A 25,049-nucleotide genomic window follows, 5' to 3' on the forward strand; every position below is an offset into this window, starting at 1 on the left:
TGGCCCGTGGCCCGTCTCCGGGTCAGGTCTCCGCTTCACTTGACAGGTACCACAACGCGCATGGCCTCGGCGCCCCTCCACTTTTTTCCTGTTTCGCAACAATTGTGGCGCCTACCATTTCGGATCCTTCATTTTCCAGCTATCATAGTCCTCCGGATGCACAGTCGACGAGCCTTTTGTTTCAGCGCGGTAAGCCTCGTCCATGCACGCGCTTTCACGCCAGACCTGAGCCCGCTCGACCGCAAGCCGTTCCGCTCCTGGTTCACCTGGCTCGCCGAAGCCCTCTACCAGATGCCGGAAGCCCGCCGCCCCGCCGAGGTGGCCGATTGCTCGGCCCTGCTGCGCTTCTCCTACCGCGAAGCCCAGCGCCCGCACACCGCCCAATGGGCCTCCGAAATTGGGCTCGAGTGGATGCCGCCGCTGCCGGAACTCAAACACCCCACCCGCGAATCGGCCGTCTTTCGCGTCGCCTCCGGAGCCTTGCGCCAGTTCGCCGACGCCGAGCACCTGATGCGCTACAACTCGCGCTTCATCACCCGCGATATCCAACTCGCCCAACCCGGCGACCTTCTCTTCTATCGCCAACTGGTCCCCAACCAGCCTTGGCACAGCATGGTCTTTTTGGGCCCCAGCGCCTTCGATACGCTGCGGGAGCCTTGTATCGTCTACCACACCGGACCGTCGCGCCACGATCGCGGCGAAATCCGCCGTCCCCTGCTTTCCCAATTGCTGGGACATCCTGAGCCGCGTTGGCGGCCACTCGCCGGTAACGGCAATTTCCTGGGTGTGTTCCGTTGGAACATTATGTGTGAATCGGATTGAATCTATGCGTTTCGGTTATTGTCTGGTCCCTTTAGCCCTTCTGGTTTGCAGCGCTCCGGCGCAGGAGGACGAAGGGCGCATCTACTTTTCATTGAACTCCGACCACCCGGCGCGGGCTGGCGAGTCCATTCCGGTCCGCGTTCAGGCGCAAGGCATTCGCAGCCTCGACTTCCGCCTCTATCGCGTGAACGATCCCGTCAAATTCTTCCGGCAACTCGATGAGCCCCACCGCTTTGGAGGCGCCATCCGCCCCACGCCCAAAGCCCGCACGCCCATCGAGAAATTTGCCGCCTGGAAGCACCGCTGGCATGCCCGGGCCCGCGACGTCGTCCGGCAGCAGTTCACAGCCGACAACCGCCACAGCATTCGCGCCTCGATGTTGAAAGAGCCGGCGCCGGCCGAAAAGAAACAGGCCGAAGCCAAAAAGGGCGAGGAGTTCGCCGGCGTCTCCGTCCTCAACCCCCAACAACTGGTGCGCTCGTGGACTCAACCCATCCAGACACCCAACCGCTGGGAAGCCGCCACTGTGCCGGTGGAGTTGAAGGATAAGGGCCTCTATGTCCTCGAAGCCACCAACGGCAAACTGCAGGCCTATACCATCCTCTCTGTCACAGACTTGGCGCTCGTCACCAAGACGACTCCGGGCAAGCTTCTCGTTCGTGCCGTCGACCGCGTCACCGGCGCACCGCTCGCCAACATTCCGGTCCAGGTCTACGACACCGCCACACGCCAGGACATTGCCCGCTCGTCCACTGATCCTGACGGCCTGCTCACCGTCGACGTGAAAGACGTCTCCGAGGAAGGCGCCGTCGTGCTCGCCCATCGTGACAAAGATTTCGCGGTCAGCACCGTGGGCGGTTACAGTCTTTCCACTGAACGTGGACGCAACTTCATGGGCTACGTTTACACAGACCGGCCAGTGTACCGCCCCGGCCATCCCGTCCACTTCAAGGCCATCGTCCGCAACATGATCGGCGCGGGTTATCAGATCCCCGATCAGTCCGATGTCCAGGTGCAGGTGGAAGACCCCGAGGGCAAGACGCTCTTGAAAAAGAAGGCGTCGCTGTCCAAATACGGCTCGGTCTCCGGCGACCTCACCCTGCCGGCCGACGCCGCCATTGGCTACTACAGCGTGAATGTCAGCCTCAGCGGCGACGAACACGAACTCAAGGCGTTCGGCGGCTTCAACGTCGAGGAGTACCGCAAGCCCGACTACGAAGTAAAAGTGACCTCCGAGTCCCCTCGCGTCATTCAGGGTGCGCGGGTCAAAATGAACGTCGACGTAAAGTATTACTACGGCGAGCCCGTCGCCGGCGCCAGCGTCAAATACACCGTGCACCGCTACCGCTGGTGGGCGCCCTGGTATGAAGCCGATGAGGAATCCGGCGACGAGGACGAAGAAGGAGGCGGCTATGGAGCCGAGCAGGTGGCCGAAGAGACCGCCAAACTCGACAGCCAGGGCCATCTCACCATCGATGTCCCCACCAGCGCCGACACGCCCTACGACGCCGCTTACCGCGTCGAAGCCCGCGTCACCGATTCGTCGAACCGCGAAGTCGCCGGAAGCGGCACCTTCGTCGCCACCCGCGGTTCATTCTTTATCACCGCTGAACCGGAACGCTATGTCTACGGACCCGGCGATCCGGCCCGCATGGCGGTCGAAACTCGCGACTACTCCGGCAACATGGTGCCCAACGTGCCTTTCCATGTCGAGGTGGCTCCGCACGCCAAAAAGGGCGGCACTGAACCCGCCATCCTGAAATTGGACGGCAGGACCGGTCCCGACGGCCACGGCAAAGTGGAGTTCCCCGCCCCGGTCAGCGCGTCCTATCTGGTCAAGGTTTCCGCCGTCGACACCGCCAACCGTCCCATCGACGACACCAGCTGGCTGTGGGTCTCCGGAGCCTGGGCCGACAGCGGCACAACTGACCAGCGCATCACCATCATCCCCGACAAGAAGTCCTATAAGCCGGGCGACAAAGCGACGATTCTCCTCGTGACCAGTGTCCCCGAAGCCGATGTCTGGCTCACCCTCGAAGGCAAGACTTTGTATTGGTCGAAGTTCATCCACGCCAAGGGCGGCACCGCCACCGTGGAGATCCCCATCGAGAGCTCACATGCCCCCAACGTCTTCGTCGACGCCACCTTCCTCAGCAACAACACGCTGTACCGCGGCTCCAAGTCGCTGAAGGTGCCTCCCATCGAGAAGCAGATCCAGGTCGAGGTGCAGTCCAGCAAGAGTGAGTACAAGCCGGGCGAACCCGCCCAGTTCACCGTCACCGCCAAGGACCACCAGGGCAAACCGGTTGCCGCCGAGTTCAGTCTCGGTGTCGTCGACGAAGCCATCTACGCCGTCAAAAAAGAGGCCCAGCCCGATATCCTGAACGTCTTCTACGGACGCACCTGGAACCGGGTCGGCACCGACACGTCGATGGAGTACTACTTCTACGGCGAGGCCGGCAAGCGGCGCATGCAGTTGGCACAGATCCGCGACCGCAAATCGCGAGCTCAACTGAAGCCCGACAAACTCGTGGAACCGAAGATCCGCAAGAACTTCCCCGACACCGCCTACTGGATCGCCGATCTGAAAACCGGTAGCGACGGGCGCGCGTCCACCGAAGTGACGTTCCCCGATTCGCTCACCACCTGGCGGGCGACCGCACGTGGTGTCACCGAGGACACCAAGGTCGGTGGAGCCGTCCAGCGCACCATCGTCCGCAAGAACCTGATGGTCACCATGGCCACGCCGCGCTTCTTTACTGAAGGCGACGAGGTGACGGTGCCGGTGCTGGTCCGCAACTACACAGCCGGCGAGTTGAAGGTGAAGGTTTCCTTAGACGCACAGGGCGTCCAGATCCTGTCCGGAGCCACGTCGGAGATCACGGTCGCGCCCAAAGGCGAAGGCCGCGTCGACTACCGCATGCGGCCCAACGCCGTCGAGAAGGTCGTCCTCACAGCCAAGGCGCTCACCACCCAGGAAAGCGACGCCCTGGAACTCACCTTCCCGGTGGAGCCCTACGGCTTGAAGCTGATCGATCCGCTGCAGACCAAGCTCCAGCGGAAGAGCCAGTCCTACGACTTCGCCGGCAAATTCCCGGCCGATGCCCAGCAGAACTGGCGGGCTGTCACGGTCCACCTGACACCCTCCGCCGCCGGAGCCGTCTTTGGCGCGCTGGAATACCTCATCACTTACCCCTATGGCTGCACCGAGCAGACCATGTCCAGCTTCCTGCCCAATGTGGTGGTCAGCCAGGCCCTCAAAGAGCTCAGCCTGCCCGCCAACATCGACCAGAAAGACCTGGCCAAGAAGGTCAAGGCCGGGCTGGAACGCCTCTACGACTACCAGCACGAAGACGGCGGCTGGGGCTGGTGGAAGGACGACGCCAGCGACCCGTTCATGACCGCCTACGTCACCAGCGGCCTCAAACTGGCCGCCGACGCCGGCTACAGCATCGACCTGTGGCGGGTGAACAATTCCTCCGCCGCCCTGGCCAAGATGTTGGAAAGTAAGGCCAAGATTGCACCCGACACGCGGGCGTACATGGTCTATGCCTTGACCCTGGCCGGCCGCCAGACGAAACCGCAAATCGAAGCCATCTGGACCGGCCGCGACGAAATGACGAACTTCGGCCGGGCACTGCTAGGCCTGACGCTGTTCCAGGCCAAAGATCCGCGCGCCGCCGAGGTCGCTACCAATCTGGCCGGCCGCATCAGCAAAACCACCGACGGCTCCTACTGGGAGTCCAACCGCGACCCCATGCTCGACTTCGACTCAGAGAATTCGCTGGAGGCCACCGCCTTCGTCGTGAAGTTCCTGGCGAAGCAGCAGCCCACCAGTCCGCTGATCGACGAGGCCACACAGTGGCTGGTCAATCACCGCGATCAGGGCTATTACTGGGCCTCGACGAAACGAACCGCTTTCGTCATCTTCGGCCTCACCGATGTGCTGAAACGCAGCGGCGAGCTGAAGCCTGACTATCAGGTCAAGGTCACCGTCAACGGCGCCGAGGTGCTCTCCAAGCGCTTCACCGCCGAAGACGCCCTCAGTCCCCAACCGGTCAAGATCCGCGTCCCGCTCAAAGGCAGCGACGCGAATCCCAAGGTCACGGTCACCAAGAACGGCGACGGCGTCCTGTTCGCCTCCGCCCGCTGGGAGTACCGCTCAAACGGCACCGAAAGCCGGCTGCGCGGCGACACTCCGCTGAAGATCAACCGCAACTACTACCGGCTCAACCCGGTGAACGAGGGCGGCAAGATCATCTACAACATGGAACCGCTCAACGGCGAAGCCAAGCTCGGCGACCTGGTGGCCGTCCGGTTGTCGGTCTCCGGCGAGGAGAACCAGCGCTACTTGCTGGTGGAGGATCCGCTCCCCACAGGCGCCGAAGTGGTGGCTCGCGACGATCTCTATCAGGTTCGGGGCCAACCCTCGTGGTGGTCCACCTGGTGGACCCGCCGCGAAGTCCGCGACAACCGCGTCTCCTACTTCCCTTGGCGTATGCCTAAGGAAGGATTGGAGTATGTTTACCTGATCCGCTTCACCAACGCCGGCGCCTTCAAGGTGACCCCGGCTCGAGTGGAGCCCATGTACAAGCCCGGCCATCTCGGCTGGAGCCTCCCCGCCACTTTCGAGGTGCACTAATGAACGCGTTCCGACGTTTGCTCTCCCAAAAGCTGCTCTGGATCGAGGAGACCGCCCTGGTGGGCGCGATCCTCGGTGCCGCTTACGGCTGGCTGGCGCTGCCGGTCGCAACCACCCTGCACCTCGTCGAGCATGTCCTTTTGTTTCTGCTGATTGTGGGGCTCATTTGGCTGGCCTTCCGGCTCGCCAACCGGGCCCTCGGTCCAGTCGAATGGGGCAAGGCTGTGTCACTGCCGGCATTCTGGATCGCGGCGGTCGTCACGCTGGTGCTTGGCTTCGTTTTGCCTTACTACCTGATCTGGTGGATCCCCGAACTGGGGTCCATGACAGCGCAGGCAGTAAGCGCCGGCATCCGGTTCCTGATCGCCGGTTTACTGTTCACCGGGTCGATGCTGTGGCTGCACTGCACGGCCACGACTACTTAATCTGTTCGCGATTGTCCAGTACCCACTGGAGGCTGTTCTTCTTGACGAGCGCGTCAACCCTGGCGCGCTCGGCAGGATGAGTTATCCCGTTCCCCAGATAGTCAGCCAAGCCTTCATCCAGCCACAAAGCCAGCGGAGTCCTGCTATTCAGCCCCAAAGCGACGTGCAGCATCTCGTGCTTCAGGGCGTTCTCGGTGCGCGGCTGCATGTGGATCACCCGCCCGCGGGTGACGGCCGCGACTTTGCCCGACTCTCCGGTCGAATCACGATAAACGACAACTGTTGGGTAGACTCTAACTATAGGCCGTTTAAGGACTTTCAGGCCGGTCAGGCGTTCCGCCTCGGCCAGGGCCCGGTCGGCCTTGGCCGGTAGCGCCTCGTCTCCGGGTGTTCCGGCGGACCAAATGTCCACGCGTTCACCGCGCAAAATCCGCCAGGGAATATCGGTGGCGGCGACGCCGGCCCGGGTCCCGGGGAAGTATGCCTGGAGGATCTGCTCCCACTTCATGCCGGCTTTGCCGCGCTGCTCGGCTCCGATCTGGCACAAGCCCACGCCATGGCCGGTGCCGTAGCCACGGAAGACCGCTTGTTTTTCAGTCACTTCCACGTCGTAGCTGCGGCTTCGCATCAGATTCCAGCCCATCTCGCGGCCGACGAGAAGGTGGAGCCGCTCCGCATTCACTAAACCCCTGTTGGTTCTGAGGGATAGAGCCCGGCCGGAGGCGGTGCGGGTCTGCACTTCCATCTCCTGCAGGCCCGGCAGGCCCAGGATTCTGGATAGATCCGTCCAGGCGATCTTGGCGGTCCACGGGTTCCGGCCGGCTGAGAGGCAGTAGGTGTCCTCCTGGCTGGGCAGGTACGAGCGCCGGGCGGTGGGCCAGATCTCCCCGGCGGCCGCGGTTTTTCCACCGCAATGGCCGGTGTAAAACACCGTGGCCGGACGGCCGTTGCTCCACAGAATGACGCCTTCCGTTGCCTCGACCGCAGCGCGCAACCGGGCCGTCACGGCGCCCACCCGCGCATCCTGGCAGTGGGTGGTTTCGCAGTAATCGAATCCTTCCGAATTGTGACGGTTTCGATTGACCCGGGCGTACGTGCGGATCACGACCGCCATCGCCTTGAGGGCTTCGTCGGATTTCATGCCGCCGGCTTCCCCGGCGATCACCCAGCCGACATACTCCTCCAGGCTGACGTGGACTACTCCCTTGTCGGCTAGGCGTACGCGTGCCGTCTGGGCCAGCAGGGGCCAGGCGAGCAGGATTAGCGCGACGATGCGGAGCGCTGCCACCATTCGAAGATCTCACGAGCGGCGGGGGCCGCGTCGGTGGCTCCGTGGCCGAGCCTGGTATGGGCCACCACGATCACTTTCGGCTGGCGGGCTGGCGCGAAGCCGGCAAACCAGGATCCTTCACTCGTCGTACCTGTCTTGCCGGCCACCTGGAGATTGGCCAGTGCCGCCAACTGGCCGGTGCCTTCGGTGACGGCGCGTTCAAGCCCGCTGCGGAGGATCGGATCTGGAGACGCAACGACCTGGAGATAGGCCTTGGCCAGCGCCATCACCGTGAATTCAACACCTTCCAGGCCGAGCGCCTGCAATTGCAGATCCTCCATGCGGCCCGCCAGTTTGGCTCGGGCTCCGTACTGTTGCAGCTTGTGGTGGAAGCTGCGCGCATCGAGGCTGCGCGCCATTTCGGCGAACCAGGAGTTGCAACTGGCCGCCAAGGCTACTTCGCCGTCCACTTTCGTGAGAATGGGGACGTGGGTGCAATCGAGCCGGCGTCCGCCAATGAAGAAGGGCGTAGTGCAACGGGCCGGCACGCGCCGGGGCAGGTTCATCCAGGTGAGCGGCTTGATGGCCGAGCCGGGCGGGGCCCACTGTTCGCGGGCGCGCAGCGGGTCGTCGCAGCGCAGCACGGCTCCATCCGGGACCCGGATGGCGACCGTGCAGGCCGGGGACGGGACCAGCAGACTCAGCAGTGCCCGCCGCGTGATCATGACAAGCCGAAGAGCTGGAAGTACTTGGCGGGCACCTTCACGGGGCGGCCATCCTTGAGGAACAGGTGGCGGGTCTCGCCGGTGGCGAGCAGGGCTCCGTCGGAGGAGTTTGTGATTCTGTACGCAAAAGTGATCATGCGCGGGTGAGCGTGCTTGATGACGGCCTGCGAAATGACCTCGTCGTCGTAGCGGGCGGGCTGGTGGTAGCGGCAGTTGGCCTCGGCCACGACCATGATGAGCCCATCGTTCTTCTCGATATCGCGGTAGCGGACGCCGCGCACCCGGCATAGTTCTGTGCGGGCCATCTCCATCCAGATGAGGTAGTTCGCGTGGTAAACCACGCCCATCTGGTCGGTTTCCGCGTACCGTACGCGGAAATGTACTTCTGAAGCTTCAGGAACCGTTGTGTCCACATCTTATAGTAGCCATGGCGGAAACCGCGAGTGTCCTACAGGCGTCTGGTACCATGGCGCTTAGCGTGACAATTCGCGTTCTTTTCTTCGGACAACTCAAGGATGTGGCGGGGCTTCGCGAGGAGCATCTGCTGGTGGAGGAGGGGCTGCGGCTGGACGACCTGTTCGGCCAGTACGCGGCCCGCTTCCCGTCCATTCTCAAGATGCGGGCCAGCATTGTGCTGGCCGTGAATCAGCAATTCGCTCTGGATAACCCCGAGTTGCAGGACGGCGACGAAGTGGCATTTCTGCCGCCGGTGAGCGGCGGGACGGGCCAGTATTCGCATGTCATTGAAGACCAGGCGGGGCATTTCTTCGCACTAACCCGTGAACCCATCGACACGCCGGCGTTGCGGCGGCGGTTGCTGCAGGGCTCCGACGGCGGCATTGTGCTGTTTGAGGGTGTCGTGCGGAATAACTCGGACGGCCGGCGCACTCTCTATCTGGACTACGAGTGCTATGAAGCAATGGCAATCCGGGTGATGGCCGACCTGGGGCGCGAGATCGCGGGCAAGTACGAAGTGGGCCGCCTGGCGATGGTGCACCGCCTGGGCCGCATGGAGATTGGCGAAGCGAGCGTCGTCGTGCTGGTATGCGCGCCGCACCGCAAACCTGCCTTCGACGCGGCACTGGAAGGCATCAATCGCCTGAAGAAGCTGGTGCCGGTTTGGAAGAAAGAGTACTTCGAGGACGGGGCTGTATGGGTGGAGGGCGATTGGGACGAATCAGTCGCCGGGCGCTGATCGCCGGGTTGCCGGCGGTCACGGTACTGGCACAAGACCCGGTCATCAAGGTCGACGTCAAACTGGTTCGCATGCTGGTCACGGCGAAGAACCAGATGGGCGAACTCGTGGGCGGCCTGACGAAGAACGACTTCCAGGTACTGGATAACGGCGTCGAGCAGGAAGTCGCGTTATTTGAGCGCAACACCGCGCAGCCGCTGTCGATCGCCATGCTGGTGGACCGGTCGCGATCGACGCAGCGCGAGAAGGCGTACGAGATCGAATCCGTCAGGAAGTTCTTCCGGGCACTGTTCAAGGAAGGCAACGAGCGGGACCAGACGGCGCTGTACAGTTTCAACTACGAAGTGCGGCTGCAGACGGACTTTACGCGCCGCATGGACCGTTTGAACAGCGGTTTAAACGCGCTGCGGAGTGAGGGCGCGACGGCGATGTACGACGCCATCTACCTGGCCAGCGAGGATCTGGACCACCGGGAAGGCCGGCGCGTGGTGGTGGTGGTGAGCGACGGCGGCGACACGTTCAGCAAGATCAAGTTCCAGCAGGCCCTGGAGGCGCTGCACCGGGCCAACGCGGTGATGTATGCGGTGCTGATTGTGCCGGTGGCGGGCGATGCGGGGCGCAACCTGGGCGGCGAGAATTCGCTGACCACTCTGACCAACTGGACCGGCGGCAAGATCTTCTTCCCTGCCCTGGGCCTGTCGCTGGACCAGGCGTTCGAGGACATCCTGCGCGATCTGCGCACGCAGTATCTGATCGGCTACTATCCGAAGAACCTGCCACCCAGCAAGCAGCGGTTTCACCGCGTGGGTGTGACCGTCAAGCGGCCGGGCTTTTCGGTGTCGGCGCGCAACGGCTATTTTGCCGACCCGACTCTGTGAGCCGCGCTGGGTTACCATAGGATTTCTAGGAGCCTTCCCCACTTGCCGAAGTCGAAAGCGCCCGCGCAGACCTTTGTGGAGCCGCAGTATCTGACGGAACTGGTCCAGAACAAGGCCCCGGTGCGTGTGAAGCTGCTGACGGACGAGGAATACGAAGGCTACATCGAGTATTGGGACGCCGGCTTCATCCGCCTTACGCGAACCGATGGACCGAATCTGTTCATCTTCAAAGACCAGATCAAGTACATCGCTGAATTGAAGGTCTGACGCGCGCCCGTTCGGGACAATGGCCAGCTACCTGGAAACCGCAATCGACATCGCCCGTGAAGCGGGCGCGCTGCTTTCCCAACATTTCAATCGGGGCATCACCTACGATCTCAAGGGTGAATACGACCTGGTGACCGAGGCCGACCGGGCCAGCGAAAAGCTGGTGGTGGAGCGGCTGAAGAACCACTTCCCGTCGCACAGCGTGCTGGGCGAAGAGGGCGGGCTGCGCGACAATGCCAGCGAATACTGCTGGTATGTCGATCCGCTGGACGGCACCACGAACTTCGCGCACAGCTACCCGGCGTTCAACGTGACGCTGGGTTTGGAACGCGCCGGTGAACTGATTGCGGGCGTGATCTTCGATCCCGTGCGGCAGGAGATGTTCGCGGCGGAGTTGGGTGGTGGCGCGTTTTTGAACGGCCGGCGGATTCACGTGAGCAAGTCGGCGACGCTGGATGTTTCGCTGCTGGCGACGGGTTTTCCGTCGAGGAAGCGGCATCAGAGCGTGAACGTTCATTTCTTCCATCAGGCCTCGATGGTGACACACGGCATGCGGCGCAGCGGATCGGCTGCCATTGACCTCGCGTACGTGGCGTGCGGGCGCCTGGAAGGCTTCTGGGAATTCGGACTGAATCCATGGGATATCGCGGCAGGATTATTGCTGGTTCGCGAGGCGGGCGGACGGACGTCTGATATGCACGGCGGACCCGCGGAATTGACCGGGCCGCACATTGCCGTCTCCAATTCGTTGATTCATGACGAGTTATTGGCGCTGTTCAGCGATGTGTTCGCGGGCCGATACCGCTATCCGATGCCGCCTGTGACGGGTTAACCCTCTTTCGCTTCCTTTACTTATCGATTCCGAAGGTGATACGCTAAGCGATTGATAATGCGAACCGTCGACCTCATTCAGCGCAAGCGGAACGGCGAAGAGCTGTCGCCCGAAGAAATCACCTGGCTTGTCGAGAGCTACACTCGCGGCGAGATCCCCGATTACCAGGTCTCGGCCTTCCTGATGGCCGTCTATTTTCAGAGCATGACCGACGTCGAAGTGGGCGCCATGGTGGAATCCATGATCGCGTCCGGAGAGCGTCTCGACCTCTCCTCGGTGCCGGGTCCGAAGGTGGACAAGCACTCCACCGGCGGCGTGGGTGACAAGACCAGCCTGATCTGCGCACCGCTGGCAGCGGCCGCGGGCGTGAAGGTTCCGATGGTCTCGGGCCGCGCCCTGGGCCACACCGGCGGCACGCTGGACAAGCTGGAGTCGATCCCCGGTTTCCGCACGAATCTGAGTGTCGATGAGTTTCGCGACGTACTGAACCGTGTCGGTTTCGCCGTAATGGGCCAGAGTGACGAGATCACCCCGGCCGACGGCAAGCTGTATTCGCTGCGCGATGCCACGGGTACGGTGGAGTCGATTCCGCTGATCGCCGCGTCGATCATGTCGAAGAAGCTGGCGGCGTCCCTGGACGGCCTGGTGCTCGACGTGAAGGTGGGCGCCGGCGCATTCATGAAGCGCCAGGTGGATGCCCGCAAGCTGGCCCAGTTGATGACGACCATTGCCCGCCGCGCCGACCTGCGCGCCCAGGCTTTGATCACCGACATGAACCAGCCGCTGGGTTATGCCATCGGCAACGCTCTCGAAATCATGGAAGTGTCGCAGACGCTGCAGTTCTCCGGTCCTGACGATCTGACGAAGATCTCGCTGGAGCTGGCGGCGCGCATGATCTACCTGGCCAAGGTGACCGCGACCATGGAAGAAGCGCGCGACCTGGCTACCTCCAAGCTGCGCGACGGTTCCGGCTATGCCAAGTTCAAGGACATGATTGCGGCGCAGGGCGGCAATCCGCAGGTTCTCGACCGTTTCGACCTGCTGCCGAACGCCACGGGCGCGATGGAGATCACCTCTCCGCGCGGCGGCTACATCTCCCACATCGACGCCGAAGAGATCGGCATCGCCTCGGCCATGATCGGCGCGGGCCGCGACACGAAGGAAGATTCCATCGATCCGGCCGTCGGCGTGATTCTGGAAGTGAAGGTCGGCCAGAAGGTGGAAGCCGGCGGTGTTCTGTGCCGCCTGTACTTCACCAAGGAAGACCGCATCGGCGAAGCGGCTGAGCGCGTGGAAGACGCCTTCCGCATCTCCTCCACCGCGCCCGAGCCGCGTGAACTGATCCTCGAAGTCGTCAGCTAAAGAAGTTCGAACAAGAGAGGGCCGGTCCCCACAGGCCGGTGCGTTACCATGGACCGCTTTACGGGACTGCTGGGCCTGATCGCCATCCTGGCCCTCTGCTATTCGATGTCGACGGACCGGAGAGCGATCAAGCCCCGGTTGCTGTTGTGGGGGTTGGGGCTGCAATTCAGCTTTGCCTTCCTGGTGCTGAAGACGGATGTAGGGAAGATCTTTCAGGCAGCCAGCGTCGCGGTCAACGCATTGCTGGAATATGCCGAACAGGGCAGCAATTTCCTGTTTGGACCGTTAGGCGTCAAGAGCGGCCCCTTTGGGGTCGTTTTTGCTTTCCAGGTGCTGCCGATCGTGATCTTCATCGCCAGCCTGTTCTCGATCCTCTACTACTTCGGCGTGATGCAGGTGGTGATCAAGGCGATGGCCTGGGGCATGCACCGCGTGATGCGCTGCTCCGGCGCCGAGTCGACCAACGTCGCGGCCAGCATCTTCATGGGCCAGACGGAAGCTCCGCTGACCATCCGGCCGTTCCTGGCCAACCTGACACCCTCTGAGCTGTTCACGGTGATGACCTGCGGCATGGCGCATGTGTCGGGCGCGGTGATGGCCGCCTACGTAAAGATCGCCGGCGTGGACATCAAGCACCTGCTGACGGCCGTGATCATGACTGCTCCTGCGACGCTGCTGCTGGCCAAGATGCTGGTGCCGGAGACGGGCCATCCCGAGACCGAAGGCGACGTCAAAGTCGAAATTGAACGGCCCGGCGTGAACGTGATCGATGCGGCGGCGCGCGGTGCGGGCGATGGCCTGCAACTGGCGTTGAACATCGGCGGCATGCTGATCGCGTTCATATCGCTCATCGCGCTGGTGAACGGCGGCATGAGCTGGCTGCACTCGGTGGTGGGTTGGATTCCGGAGTCGCTGCAGAAGCTGTTCGGCATCGTCTTCGCACCCATCGCGTGGCTGCTGGGCGTGAGCTGGAAAGATGCGGCTTCAGTGGGCGACATGCTGGGCACGCGCATGGTGCTGAACGAATTCATCGCGTTCCTGCGGCTGGGTGAGTTGAAGAGCACGTTGGATCCGCGGTCGTTCGTCATCACAACATTCGCGCTGTGCGGCTTCGCGAACTTCAGCTCGATCGCGATTCAGATTGGCGGCATTGGGGCGCTGGCGCCCAGCAGGAAGTCGGACCTGGCGCGCATGGGCCTGAAGGCGATGATGGCGGGTACGCTGGCGAACTTCATGTCGGCCTGCATCGCGGGAGTGCTGCTGTGATCCGCGAGGCGGCAGGGTTCCTGAAGGCGAAGCTGGCGCAGTGGCCGGAGACAGCCGTGGTGCTGGGCAGCGCGCAGGCAGCTTTTGCGGATGCGCTGACCGACCGTGTCGAGATCGAGTATAATGACATTCCCCACTGGCCGGTGCCGACCGTGCAGGGCCATGCGGGCAAGCTGATTGTGGGCCGAATTGGCCTGACGCCGGTGACCGTAATGAGCGGCCGCGTGCATCTCTACGAGGGCTGGACTCCGCAGCAGGTGACGTTCGGCGTACGCGTGCTGGGCGTGCTGGGCCTGAAGAACCTGGTGTTGACGAATGCCGCGGGCGGCATCAATCCGGCCTATCACCGCGGGTTGCTGGTGGCGATCACCGATCACCTGAACCTGCAGGGCTCGAATCCGCTCACGGGTCCGAACGATGCGGAGTTGGGTCCGAGATTCCCGGACATGTCGCATGCCTACAGCCCGGAACTGCTGGCCAAGTTGAAGACCGTGGCCGCGCAGTCGGGCATTCAGCTGGGCGAGGGCGTGTATGCCGCGCTGCTGGGGCCGAATTTCGAGACTCCGGCGGAGATCCGTTACCTGCGGACGATTGGGGCCGATTTGGCCGGCATGTCGACGGTACCCGAGACGATTGTGGCCAATCACATGGGCATCCGGGTCCTGGCCATCTCAACGGTGACGAACATGGCGGCGGGCATGCAGAAGGAACTGAGCCACCAGGAAGTGCTGGAGACCGGTATCGCCTCGGCCGGCCAGTTGATCACGCTGCTCACGAATCTGCTCAAATCGGAGTAGGGTCACACAGCCATGGAACTGGACGCACTGAAAGAAGCCGCCTTGCAGGCGCGTTTGCGCGCGCACGCTCCGTTCTCCAATTTTCTGGTGGGCGCGGCGTTACAGGCGCAGGACGGCCGGATCTTCGGCGGCTGCAATGTGGAGAATTCGTCCTACGGCCTGACGATGTGCGCCGAGCGTACGGCGATTTTCCGGGCCGTGGCCGAGGGCGCCAAGCGCTTCACGCGCATTGCCGTGGTGGCCGATACGGAAAAGCTGACACCGCCCTGCGGCGCCTGCCGGCAGGTGTTGTGGGATCTGTGCGGCGACCTGGAAGTGATTCTGTTCAACCTGCAGGGCGCGGCGGAGACATGCCGCCTGCGCGACCTGCTTCCGCGAGCCTTTGATGCGACTTTCCTCGATTAGCCTCTCTCTTCTCTTCTGTTCCCTGCTCTCCGCCACGCCCGCCGACCTGATTCTGTCGGCCGGCCGTGTGGTGACGATGGACGCGCAACGCACGGTGATCGTCAACGGCGCCGTGGCCATTGCGAAAGGCCGGATTCTGGCGGTTGGGCCCAAAGCCGAGATCGACCAGAAGTATCAGGCGGCCAAACGGATCGACCGGCCGGATGCGATTCTGGCGCCGGGCCTGATCAACACCCACACGCATGCGCCCATGTCGCTGCTACGCGGCATCGCAGACGATCTGACGCTGCAGAAGTGGCTGGAGAAGTTCATCTTCCCGGCCGAGGCCAAGAACGTCAACGAGCAGTTTGTGCGCGTGGGCACGCGGCTGGCGGTGCTGGAGATGATGCTGGGCGGCACGACGACCTACGTCGATATGTACTACTTCGAGGGCGCCATCGCCGAGGAGACGAAGAAGGCCGGCATGCGGGCCGTGCTGGGGCAGACGATCATCGGCTTCCCCGCCCCGGATTACAAGACACCGGAACTGGCGCTGGCCGGCACGGAGAAGTTCATTCAGCGGTTCAAGGACGATGCGCTGATCATGCCGACGGTGGCTCCGCACGCCATTTATACGAATTCGCCGGAGACGCTGAAGGCGGCGCGGGCGCTGGCGGACAAGTACAAGACGCTGTTCGTCATTCATGTGTCGGAGACACAGAAGGAGAACTCCGATTGCGGGCGCGATCACAATAACATGACGCCCACGGCTTACCTGGAGTCGCTGGGGGCGCTGACTGGCCGCACTTTGTTCGCGCACGCGGTGTGGACGCGGGCCAATGACATCATCACCATCAAGCGGCACAACATAGGGATTGCGCATTGCCCGTCGAGCAACATGAAGCTGGGCAGTGGGACGGCCAACGTGATGGGCCTGCTGCGGACGGGTATTGCGGTCGGCCTGGGCACGGACGGTCCGGCGGGTTCGAACAACGACTTCGACATGTTCGAGGAGATGGACCTGGCGTCGAAGCTGGCCAAGGTGTCCGCACAGGATCCGACGGTGCTGCCGGCCACGCAGGCGTTCGCCATGGCGACCATCGGCGGAGCGCAGGCGTTGGGCCTGGAGAAAGAGATCGGTTCGCTGGAGGCAGGTAAGAAGGCCGACCTGATTACGGTGTCGACCAGCGCTCCGAACGGCTGGCCGATGCACGATGTGTACTCGATGCTGGTCTACAGCCTGAAGGCGAGCGATGTGCAGGACGTGGTGATTGAAGGCAAGCCGACGGTGGAGAATCGCAAGGCGCTGACACTGAACCCGGTGGAGATCCGGCGCGATGTGAAGCTGTTGCGCGACAAGGTGGATGCGTCGTTGAAATAGACGCAGCGGGATAGGAAAAGGGCCGCTCCGCGCGATGGCGGGGCGGCCCTTTTCCTTTTTCCTTTGGTGATTGCGGCTTACGGAGCGGGCGTGGCGGGCGGAGGAGCGACCTTCACCGGCGGAATGCAGCGCAGGTACTCATAGATGGCGCGCAGATCGTAGTCGGTCATCTGGGCGTAAGCGGGCCACGGCATCACCTGCAGCAGTGGACCCATCTGCGGGTGCAGATTGTCATGATCGACACCGGTGCGCATGGTCATCAGGAACTCGTCGAAGGTCATGCCGGCCGGGCGGTTGAACTTGTCCACTTCCGGCGTCAGGTTGCGGGAAGTGAACGGCCCGAAGGACTGGCCGCCGCCAAGATAGCCGGCTGCGTTGACGACCATCTTCTCGCCCTTGAAGGGGTCGCCGCCGGTGGCGTAGGTCGGGTTGGTGTGGCAGTCGTTGCAACCGCCTACGGCGTTGACGAGATAGCTGCCATAGCCGATGAGGCTGGGATCCTTGCCTTCCAGCGCCAGCGGCACCGGAGCCATCTTAAGGCCCTGGTTGGCGCGCACCTGCTGATAGATGGCATCGGGTGACTGCGCCGTCAGGCCGGCGGCGGCGATCAGCAGGACCGCTACCGCAACTACGGCCAATAGATTTTTCCTGGACATTGTTTTTGCCCTCCCTCTGAGTTGAACTTTCCGGACGCCGAACGATCGGGTCGGAGGCAGTGCCGCCTCGCGAGGAGATTACGATCCGGCGGGCCGTTTTGGATCTAAGTTGTAGACTTCCCCAGTGAACTCCAACATTGAAAATACTTCACGTGGAGCTTCGGTCATGGTACGGCTGCGCGGAGGATCTGTCAAGGGTCTGAAGGTGGGTAAGGGGATCGCAGTAGAGCAGTGGGAAGGGCTTGACAGACCGCGTTAAAGTGTAAATAATTACACTATGACTCTCACAGACAGACAGCGTGAGATCTACGATTATATTGTCGCGTTCCGCCGGGAGAATGGCTGTTCGCCGTCAATCCCGGAGATCCAGAGGCATTTCGAGATCAGGAGCCCGAACGGGGTGGCCGGGCATCTGGCCGCGCTGGAGGCGAAGGGTGTGATCCGGATGGCGGATCGCATCGGGTCGCGGCGGATCGAGGTGGTGGCGGAGAGGCAGGTGCCTTCCGAACTGCTGCATGCGCTGCCGGTGTTTGGACATATCCCGGCCGGACCACCGCAGGAGTTCCAGTCGTCCTCGCCGGAGTCGACGGCGATCTTCGATGAGACGATGCTCGGCTTCAAACCGCGTGAGGGTTGTTTCCTGTTGAAGGTGCGCGGGGAATCGATGAAGGATGCGGGCATCCTGAACGGCGACATGGTGGTGATTGAGCCTACGCCTTCGCCGGCGGCGGGCCAGATTGTGGCGGCGCTGATCGACGGGGAGAGTACGCTGAAACGCCTGGTGCGGGTGAAGGGCAGGTGGTTCCTGAAGGCGGAGAACGCGGACTATCCGGAGTTGTATCCAAGGGCGGACCTGGTGGTGCAAGGGGTGGTGCGGACGGTGGTGCGGAAGTTGGGGTGAGCAGCGGCGGCAGGGTGATTGCGGATGCAGAGGGAGTTGGGGCAGTAGCTTTCAGCGGTCAGCTCTCAGCTGTCAGCTTTTGAGTTTGTTTACTCATCTCCCCCTTCTGGCGATGCCTCCTGAGCCTGTATCTTGACGTACTGCCGCGACACGCGGTCCGGAGCTGAAAGCTGACAGCTGATCGCTGAAAGCTTTTGACGCTCACGACACTTCCCAGCCCGCATCCACGCCCAGCACTTGGCCGGTGATCATCTGCGAGCCGGGGCCTAGCAGGAACACGGCTGCTCGCGCTATCTCTTCCGCTTCTATGAACGTCTCCGCCAGGGGCTGCTTCGTTTTCAACATCTGCAGAATGCGTTCGTCGCTTTGGGCGCGCAGGCTCATCGGCGTCCTGACCGAACCGGGGGCGATGGCGTTCACCCGGATGCCGTGCGGCGCATAGTAGGCCGCCATCGACTTCGTCATCGAGATCACTGCACCCTTGGCGGCGGCGTAGGCGTGAGCATCGAAATGATGCGGCTCCGGCGCATAGGCGGCTACGGAGGTCATGTTCAGAATGGCGCCCTGGCCTCGCGGCAGCATACGGCGCAACACTGTCCGCGAGACATGGAACATCGTTTTGAGGTTCATGTCGAACGTGCGTTCCCAGCCGCTGTCGGTGACAAGATGCAGCGGGCCGTCGCCGAATTTGCGGCCGCTCATGCCCGCCACATTGAAGAGCGCATCGATGGGTCCGAGTTCGCTGATGCAGCGCGCCACGGCCTTTTCCGCTTCGGCCGTGACGGAGAGGTCGCCACAATGGAAGCCGCCGCAGCACTCGGCGGCGAGTTGGCGGCAATCGGCTTCCTCCAAGCCGCACACAAAGACCTTGGCGCCGTAGATGGCGGCGAGGCGGGCCGTGGCCGCACCCATGCCGCTGGCGCCCGTGATGAGCCAGACCTGGCCGTCGAGTACCAACTTGTGCCTCACTTCCCGCGCGGACTAATACTTTACCTTGACCCAACGCTTGGAGGCCATCGACTGGTAGCCTGCATCCAGCACACAGTTGACAGCGTAGCCGTCGACGTATGTTTCGCGGGGCTCGGCGCCGTCGCGCACGCATTCGACGAAGTGGCGCATCTCGGCCTGGTAGCCGTAGGTGAACGCCTCTTCGGGCAGCGGACGGGTCCAGCCGAAATCGATGTCGGCCTTCTCCACGACATAGCCGGCGGGTTGAGAGACGAAGGACGAGATGGGCGTGCCGCGGGTGACGTCGGTGAAGATGGAGCCCTCGCTGCCGTGGATCTCGTTGCGCAGGTCGAGGCCGCCTTTGCAGGTCCAGCTCAGTTCGCAGTGGGCGATGCCGCCGGAGCTGAACTTCAGCACCAGCAGCGCATTGTCCTCGCCCTTGGTCTTCTTGTTGTGGACCAGGGTGTCGCCCCAGGCCATCACTTCCACGATGGCGTTGTCCTTGCCGTGGAAGTAGCGCGCGGCCTCGATGCAATGGCAGGCGAGGTCGTTCATGGCTCCGCCGCCGGTACGTTCAATATCCCAGAAGTGCGCGCTGTGCGGACCGGAGTGGGATTCGCGCGAACGAACCCACAGCACCTTGCCGATGCCGCCGCTCTCGATGGTCTGGCGGGCCTTCACGACAGCGGGCGCGAAGACCTCAGTCTCGGCATAGCCATGAATCTTATCGGACTCAACGGCGGCCTTGAGCATGCGGCCCGCTTCGTCCGGATTGCGTGCCAGCGGCTTGGTGCAGACCTGGTTGCGGCCGGCCTGGGAGAGCAGGACGGACACCGGCATGTGAGCGTCGTTGGGCAGGGCGATGAGATAGAGATCGATGTCGTCGCGCTCAATCAGCTGGGCCAGATTGGTGGTGTGCTCCGGGATACTCCACGCGGCGGCGAACTTCTTCGCGCGCTTCTTATCGAGCGAGAAGTTGACGACCACCTCCTGGCCATTGACGTTGGCCAGGCCCTGCATGTAGAAGCCGGCCACGAAACCGGAGCCCAACATGGCGATGCGAACGGTCTTTGGCATGGGTCACTCGCTCCTTATTCGAAACAGACCGCCTGGTGGCCGACGACCCTGTCGACGCGGCAAACCGCATAGCCATTCTCGAAACGGAACGGGAGGGGTTTGTTTTGAGGCACGAGGGTCACTCTTTTGGGCGGCGCGGCCAGACGGAGCCGGATCTCCTGGTCGAGCAGCAGTCCGGGTTCCTCAATGATATCGATGTCGGGCGCGCGGCGTGTCATGGGGTAGTGGAGTAGATGCACGATGCGGCGCTTGGATTCGGACTGCTCGAGCAGTGTGATCTGGGCCGTGGACGGCAGCTTGGGCGCTGTCACCACGGGCTGCGGCAACAGGCGCTGCAGCAGGTCTCCGACCACCAGCTTGTAGGCGCCCACGCCATCCAGCGCGTAGCTGCGGAAGATGGGATTCGCGATGTAGCAGACTTTGCCGCGCAGGGTGATGAGCGGCTCCTCGGTGCGCTGGCCCAGCGGTGTCTGCTTGTGGGAGCTGAAACGCTCCGGCGTGCGGTCGAAGTAGGGGTGGCCGTAGGTGGCGAGCACTTCGGTGCCTTCGTCGACGGCCACGGAATGGCCGGGCTGGTAGAGGTAATAGGCGCTTTCGTCGAGCGAAGGGAACGCGCCGGGTTTGGCCAGCATATACTCGCCGCGGAACTTCGCCTTGCCCTGGTAGCGGAGGCCGAGCGGCTTCCAATAGAACCAGTACATGCGCGGGTCCAGCAGGCTTTCGGCGGAGGCGATGACGCTGCCGCCGGCTGTGACGAATTCGTCCAGCTTGGCCAGCAGTTCCTTGGATGGACGGATCTCGTCGGGCAGGATCAGCAACTGGTAGCGCCGGAAATCCTCGGCCAGGTCGATGACGTTGAACTGCTGGTGCAGCTCGACCAGCATGTTGGTGAAGCCCTGGTCAGAGGGCGTGATTTTCTGTGTGGTTTCGGTGTTGAAGAGAGCGGTGGAGATGACGCCGATGTCGGCCACGGCCTGGGCTCCGCGGGTCCAGGGCTCCAGTGCCTCCACCTTCGTATAAGTCTTGCCGATGCGGGCGTAGGTCGTCTTATCCAGGCGGCCGCGCGGGTGCAACTGGTCGCCGACGCAGGCCTTGGCTCCATTGGCGAGGAAGTTGAGGCACTCGAAGTCGAGCGCGGCCTGGTTCTTGAGGCCGCCGAAGTCGCCCCAGCTTTTGTGGAAGCGGCCGGTCATGCCGACCATGTCCTTGCCGAGGGTGCGCATGTAGCGGACGCGCTGCTGGAAGTGGGTGTAGCCCCAGCCGCCGGTGGGCAGCGATTCGATCTCGATGTGCGAGTAGTAATCGAGTTCGTCTCGTACACCGACGACAAGGCGGCTGTTGTAGAACGTGAGGCCGTTGGGAAAGCGCTTGTGGACGACCCTGTTCAGCCCCTCCTCCACGCGCTTAGCGACCAGCTTGTTGTGGGTGCGGATGGACTCGGGGTCGTCCTTCAGGCCCAGCTTTTTGCGATCGGCCGTGCACCAGTGGCAGAAGCAGCCGTCGGGGTGCTGCTTGAGGATGTCGAACCACGCGCCGTCGGTATCGTACTTTGTGACAAGCTCTTCGTTCTCGGCCAGCACCTGGTCGAGGTAGGGCGTATTCATGCAGATCCACGGCCAGGCGTCGGTGGGCGGGCCGCCGATGTTGTGCCCATCGCGGGTGACCACCATCCAGTCGGGATGCTTGCGCGAGGTGGCGACGTCCCACACCAGCGAGTAGTAGTAGAGCACGTGGATGCCTGCAGCCTTGCAGGCGGTGACCATCTGGCCCAGCAGGTCGATCTTCAAGGCGGGATGGCGCTGGGCGATGGCGGTGTCGTAGTAGGCGAGGCCGTGGTGGCATTTCGCGAAGACGTTGATCGAGTTGACGTGCGCTGCTTTCAGCGTGGCGGCGAACTCGCGGGCGTCGAAATCGGCGGCGACGTCGGGGATGAGTTCACTGGTATGGAAGTCGAGGTGGACCTGGCGGAACGGCAGTTCGGAGTGCGCCGTTGCGGGCGCGGCGGCGAGTCCGGCGGCGGCGCTGGTGAGCAGAAACTCACGCCGGTTCAAGAAAGGCATGCGGGCATGGTATCGAAGCCGCGAGGGCAAGCCAAGTGCCGCATGCGAGAGAATGAAATTTGATGGATGCGATCTCGCGGACGGACCACCGCAAGCGCACGGCGGCGGTCGTGTTTGCGGGGTTCTGCGCCTTTCTCGACCTCTACGCGCCCCAGCCCCTGCTGCCGATGCTGGCCCGGCATTTTCAGATCTCCGCCGCCGGTGCAGGCCTGGTGGTCAGCGCCGCTACGATCGCTGTGGCGCTGGCCGCGCCGTTTGTCGGGCTGATCGCCGACCGTCATGGCCGTAAACAGGTGATCGTCCCCGCCACACTGCTGCTGGTGATTCCCACGCTGATGGCGGCCGTGGCCCAGAACCTGGGGCAACTGCTGTTCTGGCGATTCCTGCAAGGGGTGCTGACGCCCGGCATCTTCGCGGTGACCATCGCTTACATCAATGAGGAGTGGAAGTCGAACGTCGGGGCGGCGATGGCGGCCTATGTCACGGGTACGGTGCTGGGCGGCTTCACGGGTCGTACGCTGGCCGCCGTGGTGGCGACCGTCACTTCCTGGCAATGGGCATTTGTCTGGCTGGCGGCGCTGAATCTCGCTGGCGGCCTGGCGATCAGGGCCTGGATGCCCGAGGGCAAGCGGTTCCGGCCGGTGACGCAGGAGGGCGGCCATGCGGCCCAGATCCTGCGGCACCTGAAGAATCCGCAACTGCTGGCCACTTACGGAGCGGGGTTCTGCGTGCTGTTCTCAATGGTGGCGCTATTCACTTATGTGAACTTCCACCTGGAGGCGGCGCCTTACAACCTGTCTACTGCCGCGCTGGGCTTCCTGTTCACGGTTTATCTCGTGGGTGCGGTGATCACACCCATTGCCGGACGCTGGATCGACCGGCTGGGCCACCGGGCGGCGCTCTGCGGAGCGCTCAGCCTCAGCCTGGCGGGCACGGCGCTGACGCTGCTGGCTCCGCTGCCGGCGATTATTGCTGGACTCGCGTTCTGCTGCACCGGCGTGTTCATCGCACAATCGGCCGCCAGCAGCTACATCGGCAAGGTGACAAAGGAAGGACGCGCGGCCGCGGTGGGGCTCTATGTCACCTTTTACTATGCGGGCGGCAGCGCCGGAGCTGTACTGCCCGGGGCGCTGTGGTCCCGCTGGGGCTGGCCAGCCTGCGTCGCGCTGATCGCGTTGGTGCAGGCTCTGACGATCGGCCTGGCGCTGTTGTTCTGGCGGCCGGTGACCAGTGCCCTGCCCTCGGATGTGGCGGTGACCGTGGAGCGCGGTTCCCTGTAAAGAATTGTAAGCGTTTCCTCTCCGGTTACGAGGACCACACACTTCGGTATAGGATAAATGCCGATGAAGCCCCTAGCCGTGCTCATACTCCTCGCTTGCCCATGCCTGGCCGCCGATCTTACCGGCAGTTGGGTGGCCCAACGTCAGGGCCCGGGCGGGCGCGTCATGGAAACCCAACTCAACTTCAAACAGGAGGGCACCGCGTTCACCGGCTCGATGCTCTCGGCGATGGGTGAACAGAAGATCCTGAATGGAAAGATCGAGGGGGATACCTTCTCGTTCGAAGTGGTCCAGAACATGATGGGCCAGGAACGGCGGATGAAGTGGGAAGGCAAAGTGGAAGGCGAGCAGCTCAAGCTGACCATGAACATGCCGGCGATGGGACCCGGCGGCCCAGGTGGTCCCCCGCCCGGCGGCGCGATGGGGCCCGGTGGCGGACCGGGCGGGATGCGCGGCATGCGCGAGATGATCGCCAAGCGCGGCGAGAGCGAAGAGATCAAGAAGGAACTGGCGGCCGACGCGAAGCGGCCCAAGCCGGTGCTGCCCGAACGGAAGACCCTGCCGCCCAACGGGTTGGCCAAGACTCCGCCCATGGGCTGGAATAGCTGGAACAAGTTCCACGCAGCCATCAGCGACAAGCTGATCCGCGAAGTGGCCGACGCCCTGGCGTCCAGCGGGCTGCGCGATGCCGGCTATGTGTACCTGACCATCGACGACGGCTGGATCGCGGGCCGCGACGAGTCGGGCAAACCCAAGCCGAATGAGCGGTTTCCAGACATGAAGGCGTTGGGCGATTACGTCCATTCCAAGGGGCTGAAGTTTGGGATCTACTCCTCGCCAGGCTCGCGCACCTGCCAGCAATTGGAGGGCAGCCTGGGCTATGAGGCGATCGACGCCAAGGTGTACGCCTCCTGGGGCGTCGACTACCTGAAGTACGACTGGTGTGGCGCGGCGCGGACATTCACGGTCGACCAGCAGCCGGTGGTGTACCAGATGATGGCGCAGGAGCTGCGTGCGACCGGCCGCCCGATTCTGTACAGCATCAGCCAGTATGGCCAGGGAGCGGTACTGGAATGGGGCTCGACGATCGGGGCCAACATGTGGCGCACGACTGGTGACATTCGCGACACGTACGAATCGATGGCCCAGATCGGGTTTGGCCAGAATGGCAAGGAGAAATCGGCCGGACCGGGCCACTGGAACGACCCGGACATGCTGGAGATCGGCAACGGCGGGCTGAATGCGGACGAGAGCCGGACCCACATGAGCTTGTGGGCGATCCTGGCCGCTCCGCTGATCGCGGGTAACGACGTTCGTAGTATGGACAAGCAGACGGTGGAAATCCTGACGAATCGCGACGTGTTGGCGGTGAGCCAGGACCCGCTGGGCAAGCAGGGGTACCGACTGCAGCAGAACGGTGACATCGACATTTGGGTTCGTCCGTTAAAAAGCGGGGCGTGGGCAGTGGGCCTGTTCAACCGCGGCAAGGCGGCGGCGCCGGCCTCCATCACATGGCAGGCGCTGGGAGTGAAGGGAATGCCGAAGGTACGCGATCTTTGGACGCATACCGCAGTGGAAGCGACGGCCGAAGGATACTCGGTTACGGTACCGGCACATGGAGTAGCGATGCTGCGTGTCGGGCCGTGATGGCCGGTTCGGGACAGGGTGTCGCCCGCAAGGGGACAAGTTGTCCCCTTTCCGCATGGACACTTTGCAACTGCATTGAAACTAAAGCACTTGCACTTTGGCCCGTCCCTTGCTTATTAAAATGTCGGAATACGTAAGCGAAACGAAGGTCGTAGCAGCTTTCGGTTCGACCGTTCAAATTCTCCAAAAATAAGCGATCCTGATCCTCGCGGGCCGCCATTCACTCCACGGCGG

The 25,049-nt window shown here is 63.0% G+C and carries 22 protein-coding genes; 15 read left to right on the forward strand and 7 right to left on the reverse strand.

Annotated features, from left to right (window positions below):
• The first annotated feature begins 156 nt into the window (after positions 1-156).
• Genes ACR9Y2_RS26470 through ACR9Y2_RS26480 form a run of 3 tightly spaced genes read left to right on the forward strand, consistent with a single transcriptional unit; the run spans position 157 to position 5,889 of the window.
• Positions 157-822, forward strand: coding sequence for a DUF1175 family protein (locus tag ACR9Y2_RS26470; protein ID WP_435044740.1), 666 nt, complete (start codon positions 157-159; stop codon positions 820-822).
• Between the two features lie 4 nt (positions 823-826).
• On the forward strand, positions 827-5,464 hold the full coding sequence (locus ACR9Y2_RS26475; protein WP_435044741.1) for an alpha-2-macroglobulin family protein: 4,638 nt from the start codon (positions 827-829) through the stop codon (positions 5,462-5,464).
• Positions 5,464-5,889, forward strand: coding sequence for a hypothetical protein (locus ACR9Y2_RS26480; RefSeq protein WP_435044742.1), 426 nt, complete (start codon positions 5,464-5,466; stop codon positions 5,887-5,889). The genes ACR9Y2_RS26475 and ACR9Y2_RS26480 overlap by 1 nt, the downstream gene beginning before the upstream one ends.
• Here the strand turns inward: ACR9Y2_RS26480 and ACR9Y2_RS26485 are convergent.
• From ACR9Y2_RS26485 to ACR9Y2_RS26495, 3 genes are read right to left on the reverse strand one after another with little or no spacing between them, the layout of a single operon-like run.
• Positions 5,882-7,180 (reverse strand): SpoIID/LytB domain-containing protein, encoded by a 1,299-nt coding sequence (locus ACR9Y2_RS26485; protein ID WP_435044743.1) that lies wholly within the window; start codon positions 7,178-7,180, stop codon positions 5,882-5,884. The two genes, ACR9Y2_RS26480 and ACR9Y2_RS26485, sit on opposite strands and share 8 nt — an antisense overlap.
• Entirely contained in the window at positions 7,150-7,884 is a 735-nt protein-coding gene (locus ACR9Y2_RS26490) for a penicillin-binding transpeptidase domain-containing protein (protein WP_435044744.1), read from the reverse strand. Before ACR9Y2_RS26490 ends, ACR9Y2_RS26485 begins: the two co-directional genes overlap by 31 nt.
• A complete protein-coding gene (locus tag ACR9Y2_RS26495; RefSeq protein WP_435044745.1) occupies positions 7,881-8,297 on the reverse strand; it encodes an acyl-CoA thioesterase in 417 nt (138 codons plus the stop codon). The genes ACR9Y2_RS26490 and ACR9Y2_RS26495 overlap by 4 nt, the downstream gene beginning before the upstream one ends.
• Before the next feature lie 65 nt (positions 8,298-8,362).
• Between ACR9Y2_RS26495 and ACR9Y2_RS26500 the strand changes: the two genes are divergently transcribed.
• Genes ACR9Y2_RS26500 through ACR9Y2_RS26540 form a run of 9 tightly spaced genes read left to right on the forward strand, consistent with a single transcriptional unit; the run spans position 8,363 to position 16,246 of the window.
• On the forward strand, positions 8,363-9,079 hold the full coding sequence (locus ACR9Y2_RS26500; RefSeq protein WP_435044746.1) for a molybdenum cofactor biosynthesis protein MoaE: 717 nt from the start codon (positions 8,363-8,365) through the stop codon (positions 9,077-9,079).
• The gene (locus ACR9Y2_RS26505; protein ID WP_435044747.1) at positions 9,052-9,957 is read left to right on the forward strand and encodes a VWA domain-containing protein; all 906 of its coding nucleotides are present in this window, start codon (positions 9,052-9,054) and stop codon (positions 9,955-9,957) included. Before ACR9Y2_RS26500 ends, ACR9Y2_RS26505 begins: the two co-directional genes overlap by 28 nt.
• A gap of 42 nt (positions 9,958-9,999) precedes the next feature.
• On the forward strand, positions 10,000-10,224 hold the full coding sequence (locus ACR9Y2_RS26510; protein WP_435044749.1) for an Hfq-like protein: 225 nt from the start codon (positions 10,000-10,002) through the stop codon (positions 10,222-10,224).
• A gap of 19 nt (positions 10,225-10,243) precedes the next feature.
• Positions 10,244-11,056 (forward strand): inositol monophosphatase family protein, encoded by an 813-nt coding sequence (locus ACR9Y2_RS26515; protein WP_435044750.1) that lies wholly within the window; start codon positions 10,244-10,246, stop codon positions 11,054-11,056.
• 57 nt (positions 11,057-11,113) lie between these two features.
• Positions 11,114-12,418: a thymidine phosphorylase gene (locus ACR9Y2_RS26520; RefSeq protein WP_435044751.1), complete on the forward strand. Its 1,305-nt coding sequence runs from the start codon at positions 11,114-11,116 to the stop codon at positions 12,416-12,418.
• 48 nt (positions 12,419-12,466) lie between these two features.
• Positions 12,467-13,684 (forward strand): NupC/NupG family nucleoside CNT transporter, encoded by a 1,218-nt coding sequence (locus ACR9Y2_RS26525; protein WP_435044753.1) that lies wholly within the window; start codon positions 12,467-12,469, stop codon positions 13,682-13,684.
• Positions 13,681-14,481, forward strand: coding sequence for a purine-nucleoside phosphorylase (locus tag ACR9Y2_RS26530; protein ID WP_435044754.1), 801 nt, complete (start codon positions 13,681-13,683; stop codon positions 14,479-14,481). The genes ACR9Y2_RS26525 and ACR9Y2_RS26530 overlap by 4 nt, the downstream gene beginning before the upstream one ends.
• Positions 14,482-14,493: 12 nt before the next feature.
• Complete coding sequence (locus tag ACR9Y2_RS26535) at positions 14,494-14,886, forward strand: cytidine deaminase (RefSeq protein ID WP_435044756.1); 393 nt, start codon at positions 14,494-14,496, stop codon at positions 14,884-14,886.
• Positions 14,867-16,246: an amidohydrolase family protein gene (locus ACR9Y2_RS26540; protein ID WP_435044757.1), complete on the forward strand. Its 1,380-nt coding sequence runs from the start codon at positions 14,867-14,869 to the stop codon at positions 16,244-16,246. The genes ACR9Y2_RS26535 and ACR9Y2_RS26540 overlap by 20 nt, the downstream gene beginning before the upstream one ends.
• 77 nt (positions 16,247-16,323) lie before the next feature.
• Here the strand turns inward: ACR9Y2_RS26540 and ACR9Y2_RS26545 are convergent, their stop codons facing one another.
• Entirely contained in the window at positions 16,324-16,902 is a 579-nt protein-coding gene (locus ACR9Y2_RS26545; RefSeq protein ID WP_435044758.1) for a cytochrome C, read from the reverse strand.
• Positions 16,903-17,179: 277 nt separating this feature from the next.
• On the opposite strand from ACR9Y2_RS26545, the gene lexA reads away from it, so the two are divergent.
• Positions 17,180-17,803, forward strand: coding sequence for a transcriptional repressor LexA (gene lexA, locus ACR9Y2_RS26550; protein ID WP_435044759.1), 624 nt, complete (start codon positions 17,180-17,182; stop codon positions 17,801-17,803).
• A 201-nt stretch (positions 17,804-18,004) separates the two neighbouring features.
• On the opposite strand, the gene ACR9Y2_RS26555 is transcribed toward lexA, so the two are convergent.
• Genes ACR9Y2_RS26555 through ACR9Y2_RS26565 form a run of 3 tightly spaced genes read right to left on the reverse strand, consistent with a single transcriptional unit; the run spans position 18,005 to position 21,888 of the window.
• A complete protein-coding gene (locus ACR9Y2_RS26555) occupies positions 18,005-18,772 on the reverse strand; it encodes an SDR family NAD(P)-dependent oxidoreductase (protein WP_435044760.1) in 768 nt (255 codons plus the stop codon).
• 12 nt (positions 18,773-18,784) lie between these two features.
• Positions 18,785-19,828 carry a Gfo/Idh/MocA family protein gene (locus tag ACR9Y2_RS26560; RefSeq protein WP_435044761.1) on the reverse strand — a complete coding sequence of 348 codons (1,044 nt, stop codon included), beginning with the start codon at positions 19,826-19,828 and terminating at the stop codon, positions 18,785-18,787.
• A 14-nt stretch (positions 19,829-19,842) separates the two neighbouring features.
• Entirely contained in the window at positions 19,843-21,888 is a 2,046-nt protein-coding gene (locus ACR9Y2_RS26565) for an alpha-amylase family protein (RefSeq protein ID WP_435044762.1), read from the reverse strand.
• 62 nt (positions 21,889-21,950) lie between these two features.
• Here ACR9Y2_RS26565 and ACR9Y2_RS26570 point away from each other — a divergent pair, with 62 nt between their 5' ends.
• Positions 21,951-23,168, forward strand: a complete 1,218-nt coding sequence (locus ACR9Y2_RS26570; protein WP_435044763.1) for an MFS transporter — start codon at positions 21,951-21,953, stop codon at positions 23,166-23,168.
• A 63-nt stretch (positions 23,169-23,231) separates the two neighbouring features.
• The gene (locus tag ACR9Y2_RS26575) at positions 23,232-24,815 is read left to right on the forward strand and encodes a glycoside hydrolase family 27 protein (protein WP_435044764.1); all 1,584 of its coding nucleotides are present in this window, start codon (positions 23,232-23,234) and stop codon (positions 24,813-24,815) included.
• The last annotated feature ends 234 nt before the right edge of the window (positions 24,816-25,049 follow it).

The organism is Paludibaculum fermentans, assembly GCF_051172195.1.
Lineage (GTDB): Bacteria > Acidobacteriota > Terriglobia > Bryobacterales > Bryobacteraceae > Paludibaculum > Paludibaculum fermentans_A.

Coding starts and splice junctions, on each gene's coding strand:
- ACR9Y2_RS26470 (WP_435044740.1), top strand. CDS start 157: ATGCACAGTCGACGAGCCTTTTGTTTCAGCGCGGTAAGCCTCGTCCAT.
- ACR9Y2_RS26475 (WP_435044741.1), top strand. CDS start 827: ATGCGTTTCGGTTATTGTCTGGTCCCTTTAGCCCTTCTGGTTTGCAGC.
- ACR9Y2_RS26480 (WP_435044742.1), top strand. CDS start 5,464: ATGAACGCGTTCCGACGTTTGCTCTCCCAAAAGCTGCTCTGGATCGAG.
- ACR9Y2_RS26485 (WP_435044743.1), bottom strand. CDS start 7,180: ATGGTGGCAGCGCTCCGCATCGTCGCGCTAATCCTGCTCGCCTGGCCC.
- ACR9Y2_RS26490 (WP_435044744.1), bottom strand. CDS start 7,884: ATGATCACGCGGCGGGCACTGCTGAGTCTGCTGGTCCCGTCCCCGGCC.
- ACR9Y2_RS26515 (WP_435044750.1), top strand. CDS start 10,244: ATGGCCAGCTACCTGGAAACCGCAATCGACATCGCCCGTGAAGCGGGC.
- ACR9Y2_RS26520 (WP_435044751.1), top strand. CDS start 11,114: ATGCGAACCGTCGACCTCATTCAGCGCAAGCGGAACGGCGAAGAGCTG.
- ACR9Y2_RS26525 (WP_435044753.1), top strand. CDS start 12,467: ATGGACCGCTTTACGGGACTGCTGGGCCTGATCGCCATCCTGGCCCTC.
- ACR9Y2_RS26535 (WP_435044756.1), top strand. CDS start 14,494: ATGGAACTGGACGCACTGAAAGAAGCCGCCTTGCAGGCGCGTTTGCGC.
- ACR9Y2_RS26540 (WP_435044757.1), top strand. CDS start 14,867: ATGCGACTTTCCTCGATTAGCCTCTCTCTTCTCTTCTGTTCCCTGCTC.
- ACR9Y2_RS26545 (WP_435044758.1), bottom strand. CDS start 16,902: ATGTCCAGGAAAAATCTATTGGCCGTAGTTGCGGTAGCGGTCCTGCTG.
- lexA (WP_435044759.1), top strand. CDS start 17,180: ATGACTCTCACAGACAGACAGCGTGAGATCTACGATTATATTGTCGCG.
- ACR9Y2_RS26560 (WP_435044761.1), bottom strand. CDS start 19,828: ATGCCAAAGACCGTTCGCATCGCCATGTTGGGCTCCGGTTTCGTGGCC.
- ACR9Y2_RS26565 (WP_435044762.1), bottom strand. CDS start 21,888: ATGCCTTTCTTGAACCGGCGTGAGTTTCTGCTCACCAGCGCCGCCGCC.
- ACR9Y2_RS26570 (WP_435044763.1), top strand. CDS start 21,951: ATGGATGCGATCTCGCGGACGGACCACCGCAAGCGCACGGCGGCGGTC.
- ACR9Y2_RS26575 (WP_435044764.1), top strand. CDS start 23,232: ATGAAGCCCCTAGCCGTGCTCATACTCCTCGCTTGCCCATGCCTGGCC.